The following is a 20,189-nucleotide window of genomic DNA, read 5'->3' as shown; positions in this document are numbered from 1 at the left end:
TAGGAGGTAATGGTGAAACACATCGCTTCATTGGTCTCTGCTTTGATTTCCTTTGTCGGGTTTTCCTTTTTTGTCTATTTGCTGTCGAGTTCTCCGCCAGGATATCAAGGTAATTTTGACCCCGAGGATGGAGGTCTTGTCTGTTCTCCGGCGATCAGTGCTGGAACAAAAGAAAATATATACCGCGCATGGGATACTGTTCCTGAGGATATGATGCTGGATAACGACGCGAACGATATCTGTGACGCGCACCGCGCGCAGCGGATGTCGTGGGCGATGTTGGTCGGTTTCCCTACGGCAGTCATCACGACGGTGACGATCCTGCGGTGGCCGCGGGACTGGACGGAGTCCATGGGAGCCTTGTTCCGGGGGAACGCGGATGGTGAGGGGACTCCGATGTCATCGGTTCCGCCTCATTCCGGTACCGCGACGCAGGAATCCACGGGTAGCTCGGAGCCATACGAACAGGACAATGCGGAACGCGACGGTGATCCGTGACCCCACCGTCCGGTTTCCGTGTCCCACCGCTAGCATCCCCGTGTTTCCCCGCATCACCTTCCGGATGCGGATACCCCCTACCCCATGATGGAGATCCCCCATGGACGTTTCCGGAGGCGGCGCTGACGGCGGAGTGAGCTTCGGTGGCGACAGCCCGCTGATGCCGGACGAGTTCATCGAGATCCCGTTCTTCTCCAGCGACGACAGTTGGGGCGGGCGCCGCGTCGACCACTGGCAGAACGAGTGGCTGACCGCGCTGGACGAGGAACGGAAACGGCTCAGCTCCGAGCTGGGTGAGTTCCGCAGCTCGGTGGAACAGCAGCTCACCGCGATGAACACGTTCGTCGAACTCAGCGACGTGCGGGAACGCCTCGCGATGTTCCCCCGGTGCGTATGGGCCCGCAGCCGCGCCGCGCTGCTGCTGGACGGGGAGGTCCCCGAGGACCTGGAACTGGAGGATGTGTCCGGGTACTGGCTCGTTCCCGCCACCCGCGGTTTGCACGCCGCACTGTCCGGGGACAAGGCCGGACTGCAACGCGGCTTCTCCACCGCTGCGCGCCGCGACGCCACCCGGGCACTGGTGTTCGCTGTCCTGGCGAACGCGGTCACCGGAACCGGGAACGCCCCCGGTTTCGCCGACCAGTTCCTGGACGAGCTGCTGGGTGACCTCTCCGGTGAGGTCGTGCGCTACCAGCGGGCGCTGTGGCTGCTGGCGGCCGACGGCCACCTGGGCGGCAACGCGCGCGAGACCGCGGCACGGCGGATCAGCGCCGTACTGGAACACACCTCCACGACCGGAGAGGACGACGATGCGTGGGAGAGGGCCGGCGGGCCGGTCGAACTTCCCCCGGTACCCAAGGGGCTGGAGAACCAGGAGGAGGCGGTGGAGCGCCTGACCGCCGTGGAACGCCTCACCGCGCTGCGCGTGTGGGTGGAGCGCAGCGCCACCACCAGCGGAGAGCCGCCGCCGGTGGACCCGTTCGCCACCCGCACCCTGGAACTGCTGGTGCACGAGGGGTACACCGAGGAGATCCCGCTGTTGCACCGCCGCTCCCACCTGCGTTCGGCTCTGGCCAACGGGGTGCCCAGAAGTGAGCAACCCGAACCGGACACGTGGACCGACACGGTGGGAACGGCCGACGAGATACTCGGCCGCGACTACGCGCAACCGGACGCGCCTCCGGAGCGGCACGCGTTCGCGGTGCGGTTGTTCTCCCCGCGCATCGTCGGGGCCGCCCAACGGCTGGCGCAACGCGCGAAGGAACCGGCCGGGCCGGAGCACGTCACCGTCGCCGCGCACGACCGCGAGACGGAGGTCGCGCTGCGGGACGGCGAGGAGGGGAGGGAGAACGCCGCCCGTTACCTGGTGGCCGGGGCGGAACCCGAACGCGACCCCATATACCGAAACCTCACCTACGTGTTCCTGGGTGTGGCGGTTCTGCTGGCGGTGTTAGGGATAGCCACGGGAGGGGCGTCGGAAGCGTGGGTGCTCGCTCTGATCGCTTTCGGCGCCTGCTGCGTGTTCTACTACCGCGACGCCCAGCAGGACATGTCCGAGGAGGAGCACGCCACCGCGTTGCGCGAGGCGCGCGAGCGGGTTCGCACCGAGCTGGAGCGGGCCGAGGACATCCGCGCCCGGCTGGCCCAGAGCACGGAGCGGGCCGATCGCGAGCTGGCCGCGGTGCAACAACTCCTCGGCCACACCCCCACCGAGGGAACCGGCCCACTGCCCGCCGGTCGCCGGTCAGCACGGCACGGCTGAGCGTCCCGGACCCGCGTACGGGACGGGTGCGGCGCCCGGTTCGATACCCACGCGAACGAAGAGGCCGAACGTCATGTCCTGTTCCGTGGCCGGCATCGGACAGTTCCGGTGCGGCAGGATCCGAGCATGCGGGGGGGGGAGCGCTCCGGAAGCGTGCCGGCCCCGTGCTCGGATCCTGCCGCCACTCCTGCCCGATGCCCCTGAGTGCTCGTGGCCAACACGGAGGTAACGGTTCTGGACGAGAGCGCTCGCAGGCTCAAGACTGGCTAGCGTCCACCCACACAGTGGGGGCCGGTGGTTTGCCGGGAGAGCGGTGGGGAGGTCGCTGCACGGCACCGCGCCGGAGGGGAGACGGTGAACACCCTCGCGGAGCCCGTGGCGCTCGGGGCGCCCGCGAGGACCTCCATCCGCCGGTAGCGGGGCTCCCACGGAAAACGCCGGCTTCCCGCCTGGCATCAGACCGGTCTCGCCAGACACAGTGGGGCGCTACCGGCGCCGTACGGAGGAGAGGTGAGGGCATGTCCACCAACGGGGCTGACGGTAGCGCAGCGGGCCCGGAAACATCGGAGACCGGGGAGAGGCGGGACAGCAGGGGCCGACTCAAACCCGTCGTGTTCTTCGGCTCGTCCGTGCTGATCCTCGCGCTGTCGATCTGGGCGATCATCACGCCGACAGGGGCCGAGACCACCATCGGAACGGTGGTCGGCTGGATCTCCGAGGGGTTCGGCTGGTACTACTTCCTCGTCGCCACCTTCTACCTGGTGTTCGTGGTGTTCGTCGCCGCCTCCAAGTACGGCACGGTCAAGCTCGGGCCGCAGCACTCCACCCCGGACTATGGGGTGTTCGCCTGGGCCGCCATGCTGTTCGCGGCGGGCATCGGCATCGACCTGATGTTCTTCTCCGTCTCCGGGCCGGTCACCCACTACCTCGCTCCGCCGGAGGGCGAGCCGCAGACCATCGAGGCGGCACGGCAGGGTGTCGTGTGGACGCTGTTCCACTACGGCATCACCGGCTGGGCGATGTACGCGCTGATGGGCATGGTGCTCGGCTACTTCGCGTTCCGCTACCGCCTGCCGCTGGCGATCCGTTCCGCCCTGTACCCGCTGATCGGCAAGCGTGTGCACGGCCGGCTCGGGGACGCCGTCGACCTCGCGGCCGTCATCGGCACGATCTTCGGGATCTCCGTGTCGTTGGGGATCGGCGTGGTGCAGCTCAACTACGGGTTGAACTTCCTGTTCAACGTGCCCGAAGGTGTCCCGGCCCAGGTCGGGCTGGTTCTGCTCGCGGTGGCCATGACGACGGTGTCGGCGGTGGCGGGTGTCGACCGGGGGATCAGGCGGTTGTCCCAGCTCAACGTCGTGCTGGCCATCGTCCTGGTGCTGTACGTGCTCGTCTTCGACAGCCCGGTGCGGCTGCTCAACGCCCTCGTGCTCAACATCGGCGACTACCTCAGCCGCTTCCCCTCGATGACGCTGAACACGTTCGCCTACGACCAGCCGACCGCGTGGCTCAACGCCTGGACCCTGTTCTTCTGGGCCTGGTGGATCGCCTGGGCCCCGTTCGTGGGGATGTTCCTCGCCCGGATCTCGCGCGGCCGCACCATCCGGCAGTTCGTCGCGGCGACGCTGATGGTGCCGCTGCTGTACACGCTGACGTTCCTGTCGGTATTCGGTAACAGCGCGCTGGGCGTGGTGCGGCAGGGCAACACCGAGTTCGGCCAGACCGCCATGAACACGCCCGAACAGGGGTTCTACGCGCTCATGTCCCAGTATCCGGCAGTGACGTTCAGCGCGGGGCTGGCGACGTTCGTCGGGCTGCTGCTGTATGTCACCTCGGCGGACTCGGGCGCGCTGGTCATGGGCAACCTCAGTTCCCACCTGTCGACCCCGCTCACGGACGCCACCCCGTGGCTGCGCATCTTCTGGGCCGCGGCGACCGGGCTGTTGACGATCGCCATGCTCCTCGTCGGCGGTGTGGACGCGCTGACCAACGCCACCATCATCATGGGGCTGCCGTTCTCGTTCGTGATGCTGCTCATCATCTGGGGGTTGTACAAGGCCCTGCGGGTGGAGCAGTTCCGCCGGGAGGCCTCCCAGGTCACGCTTTCGCCGGCGATGCCGGAACGGGGACCGGGCGGTCCGGGAACGGGCCGGAACTGGCGTCAGCGGTTGGCGCGGGCGATGAGCTTCCCCGGCAGGCGGGGAGCCGCCAGGTTCATCGACGAGGTGTGCCGCCCCGCGTTGCGGGAGGTCGCGGAAGAGCTGCGCAACCAGGGCGTGGAGGCGTCGGTGACCGAGGAGACGGACGAGGACGTCGGACTCGCGCACGTGGAACTGCGGGTTCCCATGGGTGAGGAGGAAGAGTTCAGCTACCGGGTCTGGCCGATCGAGATGCCCACCCCGGCGTTCGCCATGCGCTCGGTCGCCGAACGCGACACCTACGTGCGTTTCGAGGTGTATCTCACCGAGGGAAGCCAGGGCTACGACGTGATGGGGTGCAGCAAGGAGCAGCTCATCGCCAACGTGCTGGACGAGTACGAGCGCCACCTGGAGTTCCTGCGGCTGCACCGGGAGGCGACCGCCCGGTCGGTGCTTCCCGACCACGGTCCCGGAACGGCCGATGTCCACCCGGCCGAGGACGAGTAGGGCTGTGGTCCCGTAGGACCGTCGTTCCCACGTGTCCGGATGCGGCCGGTGCTGGCGCGAGGCCCCGCGGCACGGGGAATGGCACCGGCCCGGGGACGCGCGGCGACTCTGGCGGGTGACGTCATGGTGCCGGGGACGGCGGTACGCGTGTGCGGCCTCGGGGCGGGGAGCCCGGATGCCGGTCAGCAGCGGTGCGGGGAGGAGCGCTCCGACTCGCCGTGCCACCAGTGCTCGCCGTCGGCGGCCAGCTGTTCCCGCTGCCGTGTGGTCCGCTCCTCGTCCTCGGTGGCCCTCGCCGTGTCGGCGAACGGTTCCAGCAGTTCCTCGACCGTGTGCACGGTCCCGTTGCTGACGGTCATGCGCACGTTCGCGGCGGCGTTGATGTCCTCCAGCGGGTCGCCGTCCACGATGGCGAGGTCGGCGAGACGCCCCGGTTCGACGGTTCCCAGATCCCCGCCGAGGCCGAGCCACCGGGCGGGGGCCGTGGTCGTCACCGTGAGCGCCTCGCGCGGCGTGAAACCGTGGGCGACCATGGCGCGCATGTTCTGGTGCAGGCTGATCGCCGTGTTGTCCAACGGCGCGTCGGTGCCGCTGATGATGGTGCCGCCGCCGTCGTGGATCGCGCGCAGCATCGCCACCTTGTTCTCCAGCGAGGCGCGGTACAGCCGCACCTCCGGGGAGTCGCGGGACATCCGGTCCGCCTTGGCCCGCAGGTCCTCGTACTCCCAGGAGGGGAACAGGGTGCGGGTGCGCTCGTCGTCCACGAGCGAGCGGTCCTCGCCGTACAGGACCGCGGAGGTGAACAGGGTGGGGGTGATGGACATCCCCGAGCGGGAGAACAGCTCGGTGGCGTCCTCGTAGGCGCGTCCGAGCTCGCTGACCGTGTGCGAGTAGCCGAGACGGTTGGTGGCGCCGGTGTGCTCCATACCGTCCATCCCCAGGCTCACCGCCGGGTACAGGTAGTGCGAGCTCAACGGCAGGTCCTGGGCGTGGGCCCTGGCGACGGCCGCCCTCTGCAGGTCCACCGGAAGCCGCACGTAGGTTTTGACGAGGTCGTACTCGAGGTCGAACGCGCGTTGGAGCTCCAACTCGAGCTGTTCCCGGTCCCGGGTGGGGCGCATGAAGTCGTAGTAGACGCGTGAGCCGTCGACGGCCTCACCCGTGGCGAAGTACCGCGGGCCGGTGACGGCGCCGGACTCCAGCGCCTCCCGGGTCTCCAGCATCTGGTACGCCGGGTCGCCGGGCGACCGGGTGGCGGTGACGCCGTAGGCCAGCCACAACCTTCCCTGGCGCGAGCCCCACTGCCGGCCGCGCAGGTGCCAGTGGTTGTGCGCGTCGATCAGGCCGGGGATCACGGTGAGTCCGGTGGCGTCCACCACCGTCGCCTCCCCCTCCGTGTCGGGCTCGTCGGAGCGGTCGCGGACCTCGGTGACGCGGGTGCCGTCGACGACGATGTCGACGTCGCGGCGCAGCCCCTCGGCGACGCCGTCCCACAGCGCCCCCGCCCGGATCACGGTGCGTCCCTCCGGCGCGGGGCGCTTCCAGGTCAACGGAACGGACACGGTCTCGGGCTCGCCGCCGGTGGCACTGACGCGGCGCAGCCGCCCGCCACTGAGGTACAGCAGGGTGCGGGAGTCGCCGCTCCAGGTGGGGGAGTCGGTGACCTCGGAGGTGATCCGCCGCGCCGTGCCCGTGAACGCGCCACTCCCGTCCACGGGCACCACCCACAGCACGCTCTCCATGACGAAGGCCAGCATCCGGCCGTCGGGGGACCACACGGGACCGTCGTCGCCCCGGGTGGACAGCGAACGGTACGGGGCGGGTTCGGTGTAGCGGGTGGTACCGCTGCCCAGGTCGAGGGTGAGGATCTGGCTCGTTCCCTCGCGGAACCGCTGGGAGCGCGGCCGGACCGCCGCCAGCGCCAGCGTGCGGCCATCCGGCGACCAGGTGGGGCGGCCGGGCTGGAACAGCTCCGGCAGCACCCTCCTGGTGGAGTCCGCCCCGATGTCGTGGACCCACGTCGCGCCGTCCTGGTCCTGGTAGGCGACGCGGTCGCCGTCGGGGGACCAGCGAGGGGCGAGTTGGGCCCCGGACAGGCGCGTGAGCCGGGTGCGGGTGTCGCTCTCCAGGTCATGGCGCCACAGGGCGGGGTGTCCGCTCCGGTCGCTGGAGTACACCAGCGCGGTGCCGTCGGGATGCCAGTCCGGGTCGGAGTGGAAGTAGCCCTCCTCGGTGATCCGGCGGGCCTCACCGCCGATGTCCAGCACCCACACCGCCCCTAGGGCCCGGAAGGCCACCCGCTGGCCGTCCGGGGACAGCACGGGCCCGGCGATCCCGCGCACCGGACGCTCGGTGGTGTCGTCCACGTCGCGGCGGGCGGGGTGGCCGGTGGCGGCACGGTAGCCCACCGAGGCGCGGAACCCCGTGTCGTCGGCCGTGCCAGCGGAGACATCACGGTGGCGTACCGCGCCGTCGGCGGTGTAGAGCAGCGTGTCCTCCCCGGTCCAGGAGACCGCGCCGAGGAACACGTCCTCACCGTCGGTGACGGCCGTCCCCTCCACCACGAGGTCCACCGTCTCGGCGGAGCGTACGTGGGCCAGTTTCCCCGCGGGGCTCAGCGCGGGCGAGGAGACGGTGGTTCCCTCCACGGCGGCCACCAGCTCGGTGCTGGCGCCGTCCAGGTCGGTGGCGCGCACACTGCGCCCCGCGCCGGCGGTGTGGACGACACGGCCGCCGTCGGCCGCCCAGCTCGGATGGCCCGCCTCGACATCGCCTCCCGTGAGGGGGGTGAGTTCCTCCGAGTCCCGGTGGTAGAGCCAGACACCGTAGCCGCCGTCGCGGTCGCTGGCCATGGCGATGGTGGAACCGTCCGGGGAGAACCGGGGTTCGCGGTGGTCGTGCGGCCCCTCGGTCACGCGCCGCGGTTCACCGTCGGGCAGTTCCAGGGTGTACACGTGGTACGTGCCCTCCCGGTAGGACTGGAACGTCAGGGTGCGCGAGTCCGGGGCGAAGTGGGGGCGGGTGGCGTCCTGCAGGTCGCTGGTCAGCCGCCGGGCCTTACCACCGGCCGCTGGCACGAGCCAGAGCACGGTGTACAGGTCGAGGACGAGCCAGGAGCCGTCCGGGGAAGCGGTGGCCGAGATGTTGGTGCCCTCGGTGACCGTGACCGTGCCCGACGTGTCGGCGTCGCCGGACTCGGCCAGGACGGTGCCGTCGGGGTCGAGCAGCCACAGCGCTCCCCCGGCGAGAGCGAGGGTGCCGCCCAGCGCGAACAGGTCGCGGCGGTTCACTCCGTCACGGGATGGCTCGGGGAGGGGCACGTTCGCCTCCGTGGGGCCGGGACAGGGGGCGGAACCCCTTCTATCCCACCACCGGTTCCGGGTGCAATACGTGCTCGCGCGCGTACCCAGCGGTGCGCCGCCGCGGGCTCACCCCACCGCGAGCGCGATGACCTGGGTTTCCTGGTTCGTGGAGAAGTTGTCGTCGGTCACCAGTAGCAGGGTGCGCTCCCCGCCGGGCAGGCGCGGCCCCCAGGTGGCGCCCTCGACGTTGTCCACATGCTCCAGGCCCGTGTCGCCGAGGTCGGCCAGCAGCGTCTTCTCCACCAGCCGGGGATCGCGGTGCCCCCACTCCAGGGCGGGAACGCCCGCGATGTCGGCGGCACGGGTGGTGTCGGCCCGGTAGACGCGGATGTCGTTGCCGACGCCGGACACGTAGGCGCGTTCCACCACCAGGTACTCGCCCGGCCGGGCGGGGTCGGCCAGGAGCGCGCTCACCCCGTTGTCGGCGGCGCCGCCGGCGGGGTCGGGAGCGGCGGGGACGGGGTCCACGGGGTAGCCGTACTGTGCCCGGACGGTGCCGTCGCCGCTGGTGCGGGTGAACCGCGCCACCGCCCCCTCCTCGGGGGTGGGAACGGCGCCGTCCTGCAGCAGCGGCCCCTCCATCGCGGTGACGACGTCGCCGCCGGGGGTGAGGTCCATCCCCTCCAGGGTGAGGTTCGCGCGGGGGCCGCGCTGGGCCGGGCTCATGCGCAGCAGGTGCGGAACCGGCAGTCGGCGGGTGGTGGTGCCGTCGCGGTCGGCCACCCGCACCTGCGGGTGCAGCCGCACGCGCGGTTCGGCGCTGCGTTCGCCCTCGGTGGTCCACCACACGCGGCCGCGCGGGCCGACGCGTACCTCCTCCGGGTCCACGGTCCCCTCCCGGGCGCAGCGGGCGTCGGGGCTGGCGCACCCGCTGGCGGCGAACTCCCCCAGCGGCGGGTAGGGGGAACCGTCCTCGGCGCGCAGGGTGCGGACCCCGGTGATGTCCACCTCCGGCGGGGCGTCGCGGGAGACGTCGATGTCCGCGGTGTAGAACCGGGCCGGGTCGTGCCGCGAGCGGTCGTCACTGAGGAGCAGGTAACGGCCGGTGGCGGGGTCGCGGTCGATGCCGGAGAGGCCTCCCACGGTGGTGCCCGCCACAGTGGTGCCGTGCGGGACGGTGGCGGAACCCAGCAGCCGGACGGGGGAGTCACCGGCCGGCTCCGCGGAGGCTGGCTGGGGTGCGGCGGTGAGGCTCAGGGCGAGCGCGCCCGCCGCGGCGAGGCGTGTCGGTGCTGGCATGCCGCGATTCCACCATGCTCGGGTGTCCGCGCCGCCACCGCGGGGTGACGGCGGGGTGGAGCCGAGGGAAGGAAGCGGGCCGGTCCGGCACGCGGGCGGCAGTGAGCACGGCTACCTGGTGTAGCACAATAGGCGGCCGGAACGCGGCGGTCGCGTGTCCGGCGCGCCCCTACGCGAGACACCCCCGGAAAGGTACCCCCATGGATCCCCAACAGCCCTCCGGCCCGCACGAGGCGTACGGCCAGTCGGGCTACCCCGCCCCCGCTTATCCGCGCTACCCTGAGCCCCGTTACCCGCGCTACCCCGCCCCCGGTCATCCGCAGCAGTCCGTCCGGCACGGCAAACCGGGCACACTGGTCGCCGTCCGGGTGCTGATGTTCCTCGCCGGGGCGCTGGGGCTGCTGATCCCCGTCCTCGTGGCGCTTCTCGCCATGGACCCGGATGTCGCGGCGGGAATGAGAGAGTCCATGGACGACAAGGGCCAAGACGGGGTCTCCATCCAGTCCTTCGTCATGGCGACGGCCATTATCACCGGCATCTACGGTGTGCTGTCTGTCGCGCTGGCCAGTGTGCTGGGGATCCGGTCCCGGGTGGTGCACGCGCTCCTGGTGGCGTTCCAGGCGTTCATCGTCGTGATGACCGCGGCGGGCATGCTGACGGAAACCGGAGTGGGCGTAGGAAACGTCACCGTCGTGCTCTTCGCCGCGCTGTTGCTGGGGCTGCTGTTGCACGGCAGGTCCCGGGCGTACTACTGGGGGGAGTGACACGTCGCTGCGGCCCGCGGCGAAACGCCGCGGGCCGCTCCGCGCCCCGCTCGTAGCGGGCATGCTGGAGGGAGCGGAGACGAGAGGGAGGGTCTGGTGGCGTCGTCCAGTCAGGGGCCGAACCTGACGGTGCTGGAGGGTGTCCTGGAGCGCGTCACGTACGCGAACGAGGAGACCGGCTACACCGTCGCCAAGGTCGACAACGGGCGCGACAGTGAGCTGACCACCGTGGTGGGCGCGCTGCTGGGCGCCCAGCCGGGCGAGTCGCTGCGGATGGAGGGGCGGTGGGGCTCGCACCCGCAGTACGGGCGGCAGTTCCGGGTGGAGAACTACACCACCGTGCTGCCCGCCACGGTGCAGGGGGTGCGGCGGTTCCTCGGCTCTGGTCTGGTGAAGGGGATCGGGCCGCGGCTCGCCGAACGGATCGTGGACCATTTCGGGGTCGCGGCGCTGGACGTCATCGAGGAGGACCCGCAGCGGCTCAACGAGGTGCCCAAGCTCGGCCCGAAGCGTACCCGGCTGATCGCCGAGGCGTGGGAGGAGCAGAAGGCCATCAAGGAGGTGATGGTCTTCCTGCAGGGGGTGGGCGTCTCCACCTCGCTGGCGGTGCGGATCTACAAGAAGTACGGGGACGCGTCCATCAGCGTGGTGCGCAACGAGCCCTACCGGCTGGCCACCGACGTGTGGGGGATCGGCTTCAAGACCGCCGACACCATCGCCCAGTCCGTGGGCATCCCGCACGACAGTCCGCAGCGGGTCATGGCCGGTATCCAGTTCACCCTGTCCGAGTCCACCTCGGACGGGCACTGCTACCTGCCCGAGGACCGGCTGATCTCCGAGTCCGTCAAGATCCTGCAGGTCGACTCGGCCCTGGTGATCGAGTGCCTGGCCGACCTGGTGGCCGAGGAGGGGGTGGTGAAGGAGGCGCTGCCCGGACCGGACGGGGAGACGGTCAACGCGGTCTACCTGGTGCCGTTCCAGCGGGCGGAGGTGGGGCTCGCCGCCCAGCTGCGGATGCTGCTCAACAACCCCTCGGACCGGATGGGGTCCTTCGCCGACGTGGACTGGGACAGGGCGCTGGGGTGGCTGCGGGAGCGCACCGGGACCGACCTCGCCGAGGAGCAGGAGGATGCGGTGCGGCTCGCGCTGACGAGCAAGGTCGCCGTCCTCACCGGCGGCCCCGGGTGCGGCAAGTCGTTCACGGTGTCCTCCGTCATCGCGCTGGCGGCGGCGAAGCGCGCCACCATCCTGCTGGCGGCGCCCACCGGCCGGGCCGCCAAGCGGCTGACCGAACTCACCGGCCACGAGGCGTCCACGGTCCACCGGATGCTGGAGCTCAAACCCGGAGGGGAGGCGTCCTACGACAAGGACCGGCCGCTGGACTGCGACCTGCTCGTGGTGGACGAGGCCTCCATGCTGGACCTGCTGCTGGCGAACAAGCTCGCGAAGGCGGTGCCGCCCGGCGCCCACCTGCTGCTGGTGGGCGACGTGGACCAGCTGCCGTCCGTCGGCGCCGGGCAGGTGCTGCGGGACCTGTTGCACGAGGACTCCCCGATACCGGACGTGCGGCTCACCCGCGTGTTCCGGCAGGCGCAGCAGTCCGGGGTGGTCGCCAACGCACACCGGGTCAACAGCGGTCAGCGGCCGCGGCTGGAGGGGATGGACGACTTCTTCCTGTTCGCGTGCGAGGAAACCGAGAGCACGGCCGACATCACGGTGGACGTGGTCGCCAACCGGATCCCCCGCAAGTTCGGTTACGACCCGCGGCGCGACGTCCAGGTGCTGGCCCCGATGCACCGCAGCCCCGCCGGGGCCGGCAACCTGAACACCCGGCTGCAGGAGGCGCTCACCCCGGAACGGGAGGGGGTGCCGCAGCGCCGTGCGGGCGGGCGGGTGTTCCGGGTCGGCGACAAGGTCGCCCAGATCCGGAACAACTATGACAAGGGTGCCAACGGGGTGTTCAACGGGACGCTGGGCGTGGTCACCGGGGTGGACCACGACGAGCAGCAGGTCCTCGTGCGCACCGACGAGGACGAGGAGGTCGGCTACGACTTCGTCGAGCTGGACGAGCTGGTGCACGCCTACGCGGTGACGATCCACCGTTCGCAGGGCAGCGAGTACCCCGCCGTCGTGATCCCGGTGACGACGAGCGCGTGGATGATGCTGCAGCGCAACCTGCTGTACACCGCCATAACGCGGGCGAAGCGGCTGGTGGTGCTCGTCGGTTCCCGCCGGGCCATCGCGCAGGCGGTACGCAACGCCAGCGCGGGACGCCGGCACACCGCGCTGGCGCACCGTCTCGTCGCCGCGTGAGGCGGAGAGTCCGCGAGCGGGGGAACCACCCGGACCCTTTTCTCAGCGGCATATCGATTACTATTTCCGATATTCCTCATTTGGCGTACATGTTTTGTCCGGTAGGCCTGGATTTTGCGCTGATTTTGTATTTTTGGACAACTGATTTCTCGGACGGCATGACCTAACGTGGACCCTGCGGTAGTGCGGGCTGTTCCCCCTCTCCAGCCCCGCAGCGCCGTGGGCCGCCCTCGCGCCCGCTCCTCTCCCGGGAACGAGAGCGGCCGGGCGGGACCGCCGCCCGTGCGGGACACAGCGCCCCCGTCCCATTCCCGCCGCGGAACACGGGCGGCGGTCCAGCGCCCCGACTACCGGGTAGTTTCCGGTTTTCCCTGCGAGCCGCTACGCGAGTGCATAGGCTCATTTCCGGATCGGGGAAGTCCGAGGTGGGAAGAGCCCCCGCGGGGCTCACCGCTTCCCCGGCCGGGCGCTGCCGCTCTCGCCACTCCCCCCGGAGAGCGTCAGCGCTTCCCTCGGGCGTCGGCGCGGATCGGCGCCCGGGGCCCCACCGGCCCGGTACCCCGCTGCGCTGCCCGTTTCCCGCTGTCGCGGTCACGGGCGGATAGTCTTGGGGGAGGCCGCGGGTGTCGCGGTTCTTCCCAGCAGATGAGATCGAGACTTTCGCATGTCCAGCGCTACGCCTGTCGAAGGCTCCGCACGCCGGGGTGACCTCCGCAACGTCGCCATCGTTTCGCACGTCGACCACGGCAAAACCACGCTCGTTGACGCCATGCTGTGGCAGTCGGGCGTGTTCCGGGCCAACGAGGACGTCGACGAGCGCGTGATGGACTCCAACGACCTGGAGCGCGAGAAGGGCATCACCATTCTCGCGAAGAACACCGCCGTCCACTACACGACGCCCGAACGCGAGGACGTCGTGATCAACATCATCGACACGCCGGGCCACGCCGACTTCGGCGGTGAGGTGGAACGCGGCCTGTCCATGGTGGACGGCGTGGTGCTGCTGGTCGACGCGAGCGAGGGGCCGCTGCCGCAGACCAGGTTCGTGCTGCGCAAGGCCCTGGACGCCAAACTCCCGGTGATCCTGGTCGTCAACAAGGTGGACCGGCCGGACAGCCGCATCGGCGAGGTCGTGGACGAGGTCTACGAACTGTTCCTCGACCTCGACGCCGACGAGTCCCAGATCGAGTTCCCGATCGTCTACGCGTGCGCGCGCGACGGGAAGGCCTCCCTGGAACGGCCGGCGAACGGCGAGGCCCCCGACAGCGACACTCTCGTGCCGTTCTTCACCACCCTGTTGGAGACCATCCCTGCCCCGGAGTACACGCCGGGCATCCCGTTCCAGGCCCACGTCACCAACCTGGACGCGTCCTCCTTCCTCGGGCGGATCGCGCTGTGCCGGGTGAAGCAGGGTGAGATCCGCAAGGGGCAGCAGGTCGCCTGGATCAAGGGCGACGGTTCCGTGCAGAAGGTGCGGATCAGCGAGCTCATGATGACCAACGGCCTGGAACGCCAGACCGCCGAGCAGGCCGGCCCCGGCGACATCATCGCCATCGCCGGTATCTCCGACATCATGATCGGCGAGACGCTCGCCGACCCGGAGGACCCGCGCCAGCTGCCGCTGATCACCGTGGACGAGCCCGCGATCTCGATGACGGTGGGCACCAACACCTCGCCGCTCGTCGGCCGGACCAAGGGCGCCAAGGTGACCGCGCGGCTGGTGAAGGACCGGCTGGACCGCGAGCTCGTGGGTAACGTCAGCCTGCGCGTGGTACCCACGGAGCGCCCCGACACCTGGGAGGTGCAGGGTCGCGGCGAGCTCGCGCTCGCGGTGCTGGTGGAGCAGATGCGCCGGGAGGGATACGAGCTCACCATCGGCAAACCGCAGGTGGTCACCCGCACCATCGACGGCAAGCTCCACGAACCGGTCGAACGCCTCACCGTGGACGCCCCCGAGGACTACCTCGGCGCGATCACCCAGCTGCTCAGCGTCCGCAAGGGCCGGATGGAACACATGACCAACCACGGCACCGGCTGGGTGCGGATGGACTGGCTGATTCCCTCCCGGGGGCTGATCGGTTTCCGCACCGAGTTCCTCAGCGAGACCCGCGGTACCGGCCTCGCCCACCACGTGTTCGAGGGCTTCGAGCCGTGGTTCGGTGACCTGCGCACCCGTCCCACCGGTTCCATCGTGGCCGACCGCACCGGTAAGGCGACCACGTTCTCCATGTTCAACCTCCAGGAGCGCGGCACGCTGTTCGTCGACCCGGGAACCGAGGTCTACGAGGGCATGGTCGTGGGGGAGAACTCCCGCCCCGACGACATGGACGTCAACATCACCAAGGAGAAGAAGCTCACCAACGTGCGCTCGGCGACCGGTGAGGAGCTGGAACGGCTGGTTCCGCCCCGCCACCTCTCCCTGGAGCAGTCGCTGGAGTTCTGCCGCGAGGACGAGTGCGTCGAGGTCACCCCGGACGCGGTACGCATCCGGAAGAACGTCCTGGACCACCGGCAGCGCGGACGCCAGGCCGCGCAGAAGAAGAAGGAGTAGCCCCCGCCCGACTCTCCTTCGGAGACCCCCGGCGAATCCGGGCCCTGGCGGACGGACGCGGTTCGTCCGCCAGGCCCGGGGCGGAACACGGCCCCCGCGCCCTCCTGCAGGGGTGGCCGCCCCGTCCCGCACCGGCCAGAATGGGCGCGACCGTTCGCCATCCGGAAGGGACGCCCCGTGGTCTCCGAACCGACCCTGCACCGCGCGCTCGACGTCGCCGTCTCCACCGTCGACGGGCTCGGCGCCACCCCGCTCGACTCGCCCACACCGTGCGCCGAGTGGGACCTGAGCCAGCTCCTCAGCCACATGATCAACACCCTCGACGTGTCCTCGCGCGGCCTCTCCGGCGCGGACGCCACCCCCGAGGAGATGGATCCGCAGCGGACAGCGGCGGTGGGGATCGACGGCACCCCCGCCGAGGCGCTCGCCCGGACGGCCGCGCGCGCCCGTCCGGTGTTCTCCGACCCCGGGCTGTGGAACCGCACCGTGAACGCGCCGATGCCGGGACTTCCCGCGGGGGTGGCGGCGTCCCTGCTCGCCACCGACCTGGCCGTGCACAGCTGGGACATCGCGCGGGCGAGCGGCCAGGACGCGAGCCTTCCCGACGACCTCGCCCAGGACCTGTACGAGTTCTGCTCCGGCGCCATCACGCCCGAGGTCCGGGAGGGAGTGTTCGCCGCGGAGGTTGAGGCGCCCTCCGACGCCACACCATCCGACCGGCTCGTGGCCTTCCTCGGCCGGCGCCCCTGAACCCGCGTCCCCGGCACGTGGCACTGCGGGCCACCGGCAGGCTGTTATAGCAATGCAACCACCGTCGGGGAGCGGGTACGGGCCTGCCGCACGTCCCACCGGACGCAACCGACCCCTGGGACCCTAGGTCCTGTTTTCGGACGCTTGTCCTGCTGCGCGTCGCCCCGGTGCACCGCCCGGCGGTGTTCCCGTCGGTCGGCGGAGGGTCCGCTCCGCCTCCCTGACCGGCCTTGCCGGGCGGCACCGGAGACGCCGCTCGCGACGAACAGCGTCCAAAAACAGGACCTAGTGGTCCCGCAGCGGGGAGACGTGTCAAGACCGACGAGGGGGAACCGTGGTAGGCCCGGGTTCGTTACTGGTCCTCGCCGTCGTGCTCGTGGTGGTGGCCGCGGTGGTGGCCGCGGCCGTGACGGCGGCACTGGTGAGGCGAAACAGACGCAGAAACCCCGACACACCGACGAGGTCCGCGACGCCCCAAGACCCGTTCGCCGACGTCGGCGACATCCAGGGCGACCCCGGAGCGCTCAAGGCCGGGGACATGCTCGAGTTCGGCACCGAACGCACCTGGATCCGGGGCACGCTACGGCTCTCCGAAGGCGGAGTGAGCTGGGCGGAGCACTTCCTGGAGGTAGAGGAGGGGAAACGCTGGCTGTCCGTCGAGTACGACCCCGACCTGCGGATGGTGCTGTGGACCGGCCGCCCCGAACTCGAGCTCACCCCGCACGACTCCTCCCTGGAACTCGACGGGGTGCGCTACCGGCTCGCCGAACGGGGATCCGCCGCCTACCGTTCCGAGGGAACCACCGGCCTGCGAGCCGAGGGCGGTATGGACTACGCCGACTACGAGGGCGACGGCGGCGCGCGCCTCGCGTTCGAACGGTTCGACCACGGGCGGTGGGAACCCAGCACCGGCGTCACCGTCACCCGTGGGGACTTCACCATCTACCCGGCCTCGGGGCAGTGATCCGGTGCGGACCTCACTGAACGCCGAATTCGCCGACACCCGCGCGTCCGACCTGGTGTGGACGCTGGAGGAGCCCGAGCTCGCGCCGCTGGCGAAACTCACCGTGCCCCTCGGCGCCTGCCGTGCGGAACTGCGCATCCTGGGGGCCTCCCACCAGGTGGTGCTGCACCGCAACGGCCATACCCCGCTCGTCGAGACGGTGGCCTGCCTGCCCGGCCGGGAGGGGGAACTGCCCCCGCACGTGGAAACCACGCCCGCGGGCGCGGGCACCTACACCTTCACCAGCGAGGTGGCGGTGCTCGCCTGGACCGAGTTCACCGAACGGGTCGACCGGGTCCGGGCCGCGGCCGGATACGACCCCCACTCCGTCGTGGCCTCCTTTCCGGGCAACCCGTACGCGGTCACCACACTCACCGTCCAGCCCCCCGAGGAAGGGCAGCTGCGGTGGCGTACCTGGCACGGATACCCGAACACAGGGGAACTGGTGACGACGACCACCGTCTGCGCACCGGACCGGGCGGGACGGGGCCGAAAGGAGCACCCCGACCGTGAGTGACAACCCGCGCATAGCGAAGGCGCGCCTGGTGTCCGGCATTCTCGGCCTCGTCATAGCGGTCGTGGTGGTGGTGTTCAGCGTGGCCTCCTCAGAGTGCGACGAGGGACGGTACAGCGACGACCACGTGGCGGGCTCCGCCAGTGAGGACGACTCCTCGGAGGACGAGTACAGCCTGGAGTCCGACAGCGACGACCCTTTCGAGGAGGACGACCGCGGCGCGGGCTCCGGCAGCGAGGACGACCCCTTCGAGGACGACCACAGCACAGAGTCCGACAGCGACGACTATGACGACTACGACGACTGCGACGGTTCGAATGGCTCCACCGGCGGGATCTTCTCCCATCGGGGCGGCGGTCCGGGATCCGGAAAGTGAACCGCGTGCCCCCGTCCGGCGGAACCGCGACCGCGACCCGACCGCCCCGGTCGCCACGAACACGCCGGGAGCGGCCTCCAGCGCCGCCTCCGGCACAGTTGGCTGGTGCTGAGAGGAGCCCCGACCGTGAGTGAGAGAACGCCCAAGACCGTGCTGTGGGTGCTCGGCATCCTGGGAGTCATCCTGGTGGCGGTGGTCATCCTGCCCAACTCGGGCTGCGACGACGACCGCTACGGCGACGACGACCACTACAGCGCGAAGCACGACAGCGACGACTACGACGACTGCGACAGTTCGCACGGCTCCACCGGCGGGATCTTCTCCTTCCGCGGCGGCGGCCCCGGCTTCGGCAAGTGAACCACCCTCCCGGACCCTTCCCCCGACCCCCGATTGGACACCCAACTGATGAACCTGGTCTACGAGATCCTGGCCAGCCTCGCCTACGGCGCGGTCGGCATGGTGCTGATGGTGCTTGGTTACCTACTGGTCGACCTGCTGACCCCGGGGCGGCTGCACACCCTCATCTGGCGGAACCGCAACCGCAACGCGGCCGTCCTGGTGGCCACGAACATGCTGGGGGTGGCGGTCATCGTCTCCACCGCCATCTACGTCAGCGAGGGCCACTTCGTGCCGGGGGCGGCGGCGAGCGCCGCCTACGGCACGGTGGGGCTGCTGCTGATGGGCGTGGCGTTCCTCGTCATCGACCTGCTGACCCCGGGCAAGCTGGGTGAGCTCGTCACCGACGACCAGCCGCACCCGGCCGTGTGGGTGAACTCCGCCGCGCACCTCGCGCTGGCGCTCGTCCTCGCCGCCGCCATCTCCTGATGGAGCAGCAGCAACACGAGCGGGAAGCCGGCGACACGCCACCGGTCCGGCTTCCCGTTTCCACCCGTGCGGCACGCTGGCTCGTCCTGACGGCGGTGTTCGTCTGCGCCGCCTGCGGGCTGCTGTACGAGCTCGCTCTGGTGGCGCTGGGGAGCTACCTCCTCGGGGACACCATCGTCCAGGCCTCGGTGGTGCTGTCGGTGATGGTGTTCGCCATGGGGGCGGGGTCGCTGCTGTCCAAACGACTCACCGACCGGCCCGCCTTCTGGTTCGCCATCATCGAGGGGGTGCTCTCCCTCGTCGGCGGGATGTCCGTACTCGTGCTGTACGCGGCCTTCGCCTGGTACTCGCTGTACCAGCCCGCCATGGTCGCCGTCTCGTTCACCATCGGCGCGCTGATCGGGGCCGAGATCCCGCTGCTGATGACACTGATCCAGCGCATCCGCCGCCAGGAGGCGGCCAGCGCCGCCGCCGACCTGTTCGCCGCCGACTACGTGGGAGGGCTGGTCGGCGGCCTCGCGTTCCCGTTCGCCCTGCTTCCGCTGTTCGGCCTGCTCAGAGGGACGCTGCTCATCGGCGCGGTGAACGCCGTCGTCGGGGTGCTGGTCGTGCTGTGGCTGTTCCGCGGTTCCCTGTCCCGCCGCGGCCGCGTCCTCCCCGCAGTGGGACTGGCGCTGGTGCTGGCGGTGCTCGCCTCGGCGTTCCTGCTGTCCGGGAAATTCGAGGTGAGCGCGCGCCAGGCGCTGTACCGCGACCCGGTCGTCCACGCGCAGCGTTCCGAGTACCAGGAGATCGTCGTCACCCGGAAACCCGACGGCTCCGACACGCGGCTCTTCCTGGACGGGGACCTGCAGTTCAGCTCGCTGGACGAGTACCGCTACCACGAGGCGCTGGTGCACCCGGCGATGAACGGACCGCACGGGGAGGTCCTCGTGCTCGGCGGCGGCGACGGGCTCGCACTGCGCGAGATCCTGGACTACGACGACGTGGAGCACGTGACCCTGGTGGAGCTGGACCCGGCGGTGACCCGGCTCGCGCGCTCCATGCCCGAACTCACCGGGCTCAACGGCGACTCCCTGGACGACGACCGGGTGGACGTGGTGCACGCCGACGCGTTCAACTGGCTGCGGGACAACGGCGACCGGTTCGACGTGGTGCTGGCCGACATGCCCGACCCCGACAGTGTTTCCACGGCGAAGCTGTACTCCACGGAGTTCTACACCCTGGCGCGCAACGCCGTCGCCGAGGGGGGACGCATGACGGTGCAGGCGGGGTCGCCCTACTTCGCCCGGGAGGCGTTCTGGAGCGTGGGCCAGGGCCTCGACGACGCCGGTTGGGAACGCACCCCCTACAACGTGGACGTGCCCAGTTTCGGCAACTGGGGCTTCTTCCTCGCGCAACCCCGCGGGGACGCCCCCGAGGTGGCGCTTCCCGACAGCCACCCCCGGTTGCGGTTCCTGGACGAGCGCACCCTCGCCGCGGCACGGGTGTTCCCCAAGGACCGCCGCGCCACGGAAACCGAAGCCTCCAGCCTCCTCAGCCCGCGCATCCTCGACTACGAACGCGGCGCCTGGCAGGGGTACTGAC

General features: G+C 70.4%; 15 protein-coding genes. 13 read left to right on the top strand and 2 right to left on the bottom strand.

Translation table 11 applies throughout. From position 1 onward, the window contains the following. Window positions 1–9 precede the first annotated feature (9 nt). The 3 genes from FHX37_RS13640 (at window position 10) to betT (ending at window position 4,905) form a co-directional block, all read left to right on the top strand. Window positions 10–498, top strand: a complete 489-nt coding sequence (locus FHX37_RS13640; protein ID WP_141924254.1) for a hypothetical protein — start codon at window positions 10–12, stop codon at window positions 496–498. Between the two features lie 100 nt (window positions 499–598). After that, complete coding sequence (locus FHX37_RS13635) at window positions 599–2,260, top strand: hypothetical protein (protein ID WP_141924253.1); 1,662 nt, start codon at window positions 599–601, stop codon at window positions 2,258–2,260. Window positions 2,261–2,778: 518 nt separating this feature from the next. After that, a complete protein-coding gene (betT, locus tag FHX37_RS13630; RefSeq protein ID WP_141924252.1) occupies window positions 2,779–4,905 on the top strand; it encodes a choline BCCT transporter BetT in 2,127 nt (708 codons plus the stop codon). Between the two features lie 182 nt (window positions 4,906–5,087). Here betT and FHX37_RS13625 read toward each other — a convergent pair whose 3' ends face one another. After that, complete coding sequence (locus FHX37_RS13625) at window positions 5,088–8,225, bottom strand: amidohydrolase family protein (protein ID WP_141924251.1); 3,138 nt, start codon at window positions 8,223–8,225, stop codon at window positions 5,088–5,090. A 108-nt stretch (window positions 8,226–8,333) separates the two neighbouring features. Then, complete coding sequence (locus FHX37_RS13620) at window positions 8,334–9,506, bottom strand: esterase-like activity of phytase family protein (protein WP_141924250.1); 1,173 nt, start codon at window positions 9,504–9,506, stop codon at window positions 8,334–8,336. Window positions 9,507–9,706: 200 nt separating this feature from the next. Here FHX37_RS13620 and FHX37_RS13615 point away from each other — a divergent pair, with 200 nt between their 5' ends. The 10 genes from FHX37_RS13615 to FHX37_RS13570 all read left to right on the top strand — a co-directional run bounded on the left by FHX37_RS13615 (window position 9,707) and on the right by FHX37_RS13570 (window position 20,188). Next, a complete protein-coding gene (locus FHX37_RS13615; RefSeq protein ID WP_141924249.1) occupies window positions 9,707–10,270 on the top strand; it encodes a hypothetical protein in 564 nt (187 codons plus the stop codon). Window positions 10,271–10,366: 96 nt separating this feature from the next. Then, entirely contained in the window at window positions 10,367–12,583 is a 2,217-nt protein-coding gene (gene recD2 / locus FHX37_RS13610) for an SF1B family DNA helicase RecD2 (protein ID WP_246062283.1), read from the top strand. Between the two features lie 664 nt (window positions 12,584–13,247). Further along, window positions 13,248–15,134, top strand: a complete 1,887-nt coding sequence (gene typA, locus FHX37_RS13605) for a translational GTPase TypA (protein WP_141924247.1) — start codon at window positions 13,248–13,250, stop codon at window positions 15,132–15,134. A gap of 177 nt (window positions 15,135–15,311) precedes the next feature. After that, window positions 15,312–15,884 (top strand): TIGR03086 family metal-binding protein, encoded by a 573-nt coding sequence (locus FHX37_RS13600; RefSeq protein WP_170181583.1) that lies wholly within the window; start codon window positions 15,312–15,314, stop codon window positions 15,882–15,884. A gap of 334 nt (window positions 15,885–16,218) precedes the next feature. After that, the gene (locus tag FHX37_RS13595; RefSeq protein ID WP_394344497.1) at window positions 16,219–16,848 is read left to right on the top strand and encodes a DUF4178 domain-containing protein; all 630 of its coding nucleotides are present in this window, start codon (window positions 16,219–16,221) and stop codon (window positions 16,846–16,848) included. A gap of 4 nt (window positions 16,849–16,852) precedes the next feature. Then, the gene (locus FHX37_RS13590; RefSeq protein ID WP_141924245.1) at window positions 16,853–17,404 is read left to right on the top strand and encodes a DUF2617 family protein; all 552 of its coding nucleotides are present in this window, start codon (window positions 16,853–16,855) and stop codon (window positions 17,402–17,404) included. Next, complete coding sequence (locus FHX37_RS13585; RefSeq protein ID WP_141924244.1) at window positions 17,397–17,777, top strand: hypothetical protein; 381 nt, start codon at window positions 17,397–17,399, stop codon at window positions 17,775–17,777. The genes FHX37_RS13590 and FHX37_RS13585 overlap by 8 nt, the downstream gene beginning before the upstream one ends. A gap of 126 nt (window positions 17,778–17,903) precedes the next feature. Continuing rightward, entirely contained in the window at window positions 17,904–18,134 is a 231-nt protein-coding gene (locus tag FHX37_RS13580; RefSeq protein WP_141924243.1) for a hypothetical protein, read from the top strand. A 48-nt stretch (window positions 18,135–18,182) separates the two neighbouring features. Further along, a complete protein-coding gene (locus FHX37_RS13575; protein WP_141924242.1) occupies window positions 18,183–18,602 on the top strand; it encodes a DUF350 domain-containing protein in 420 nt (139 codons plus the stop codon). After that, a complete protein-coding gene (locus FHX37_RS13570) occupies window positions 18,602–20,188 on the top strand; it encodes a polyamine aminopropyltransferase (RefSeq protein ID WP_141924241.1) in 1,587 nt (528 codons plus the stop codon). The genes FHX37_RS13575 and FHX37_RS13570 overlap by 1 nt, the downstream gene beginning before the upstream one ends. Window position 20,189 lies beyond the last annotated feature (1 nt).

Origin of the sequence: Haloactinospora alba (assembly GCF_006717075.1) — a bacterium.
GTDB lineage: Bacteria > Actinomycetota > Actinomycetes > Streptosporangiales > Streptosporangiaceae > Haloactinospora > Haloactinospora alba.
Note: the sequence above shows the minus strand (reverse complement) of the source record. Positions and strands in the feature narration are given on the sequence as shown.

What these genes read in the sequence shown, in the direction of transcription:
- FHX37_RS13640 (WP_141924254.1), top strand. Translation starts at nt 10, where the DNA reads ATGGTGAAACACATCGCTTCATTGGTCTCTGCTTTGATTTCCTTTGTC.
- FHX37_RS13635 (WP_141924253.1), top strand. Translation starts at nt 599, where the DNA reads ATGGACGTTTCCGGAGGCGGCGCTGACGGCGGAGTGAGCTTCGGTGGC.
- betT (WP_141924252.1), top strand. Translation starts at nt 2,779, where the DNA reads ATGTCCACCAACGGGGCTGACGGTAGCGCAGCGGGCCCGGAAACATCG.
- FHX37_RS13620 (WP_141924250.1), bottom strand. Translation starts at nt 9,506, where the DNA reads ATGCCAGCACCGACACGCCTCGCCGCGGCGGGCGCGCTCGCCCTGAGC.
- FHX37_RS13615 (WP_141924249.1), top strand. Translation starts at nt 9,707, where the DNA reads ATGGATCCCCAACAGCCCTCCGGCCCGCACGAGGCGTACGGCCAGTCG.
- typA (WP_141924247.1), top strand. Translation starts at nt 13,248, where the DNA reads ATGTCCAGCGCTACGCCTGTCGAAGGCTCCGCACGCCGGGGTGACCTC.
- FHX37_RS13575 (WP_141924242.1), top strand. Translation starts at nt 18,183, where the DNA reads ATGAACCTGGTCTACGAGATCCTGGCCAGCCTCGCCTACGGCGCGGTC.
- FHX37_RS13570 (WP_141924241.1), top strand. Translation starts at nt 18,602, where the DNA reads ATGGAGCAGCAGCAACACGAGCGGGAAGCCGGCGACACGCCACCGGTC.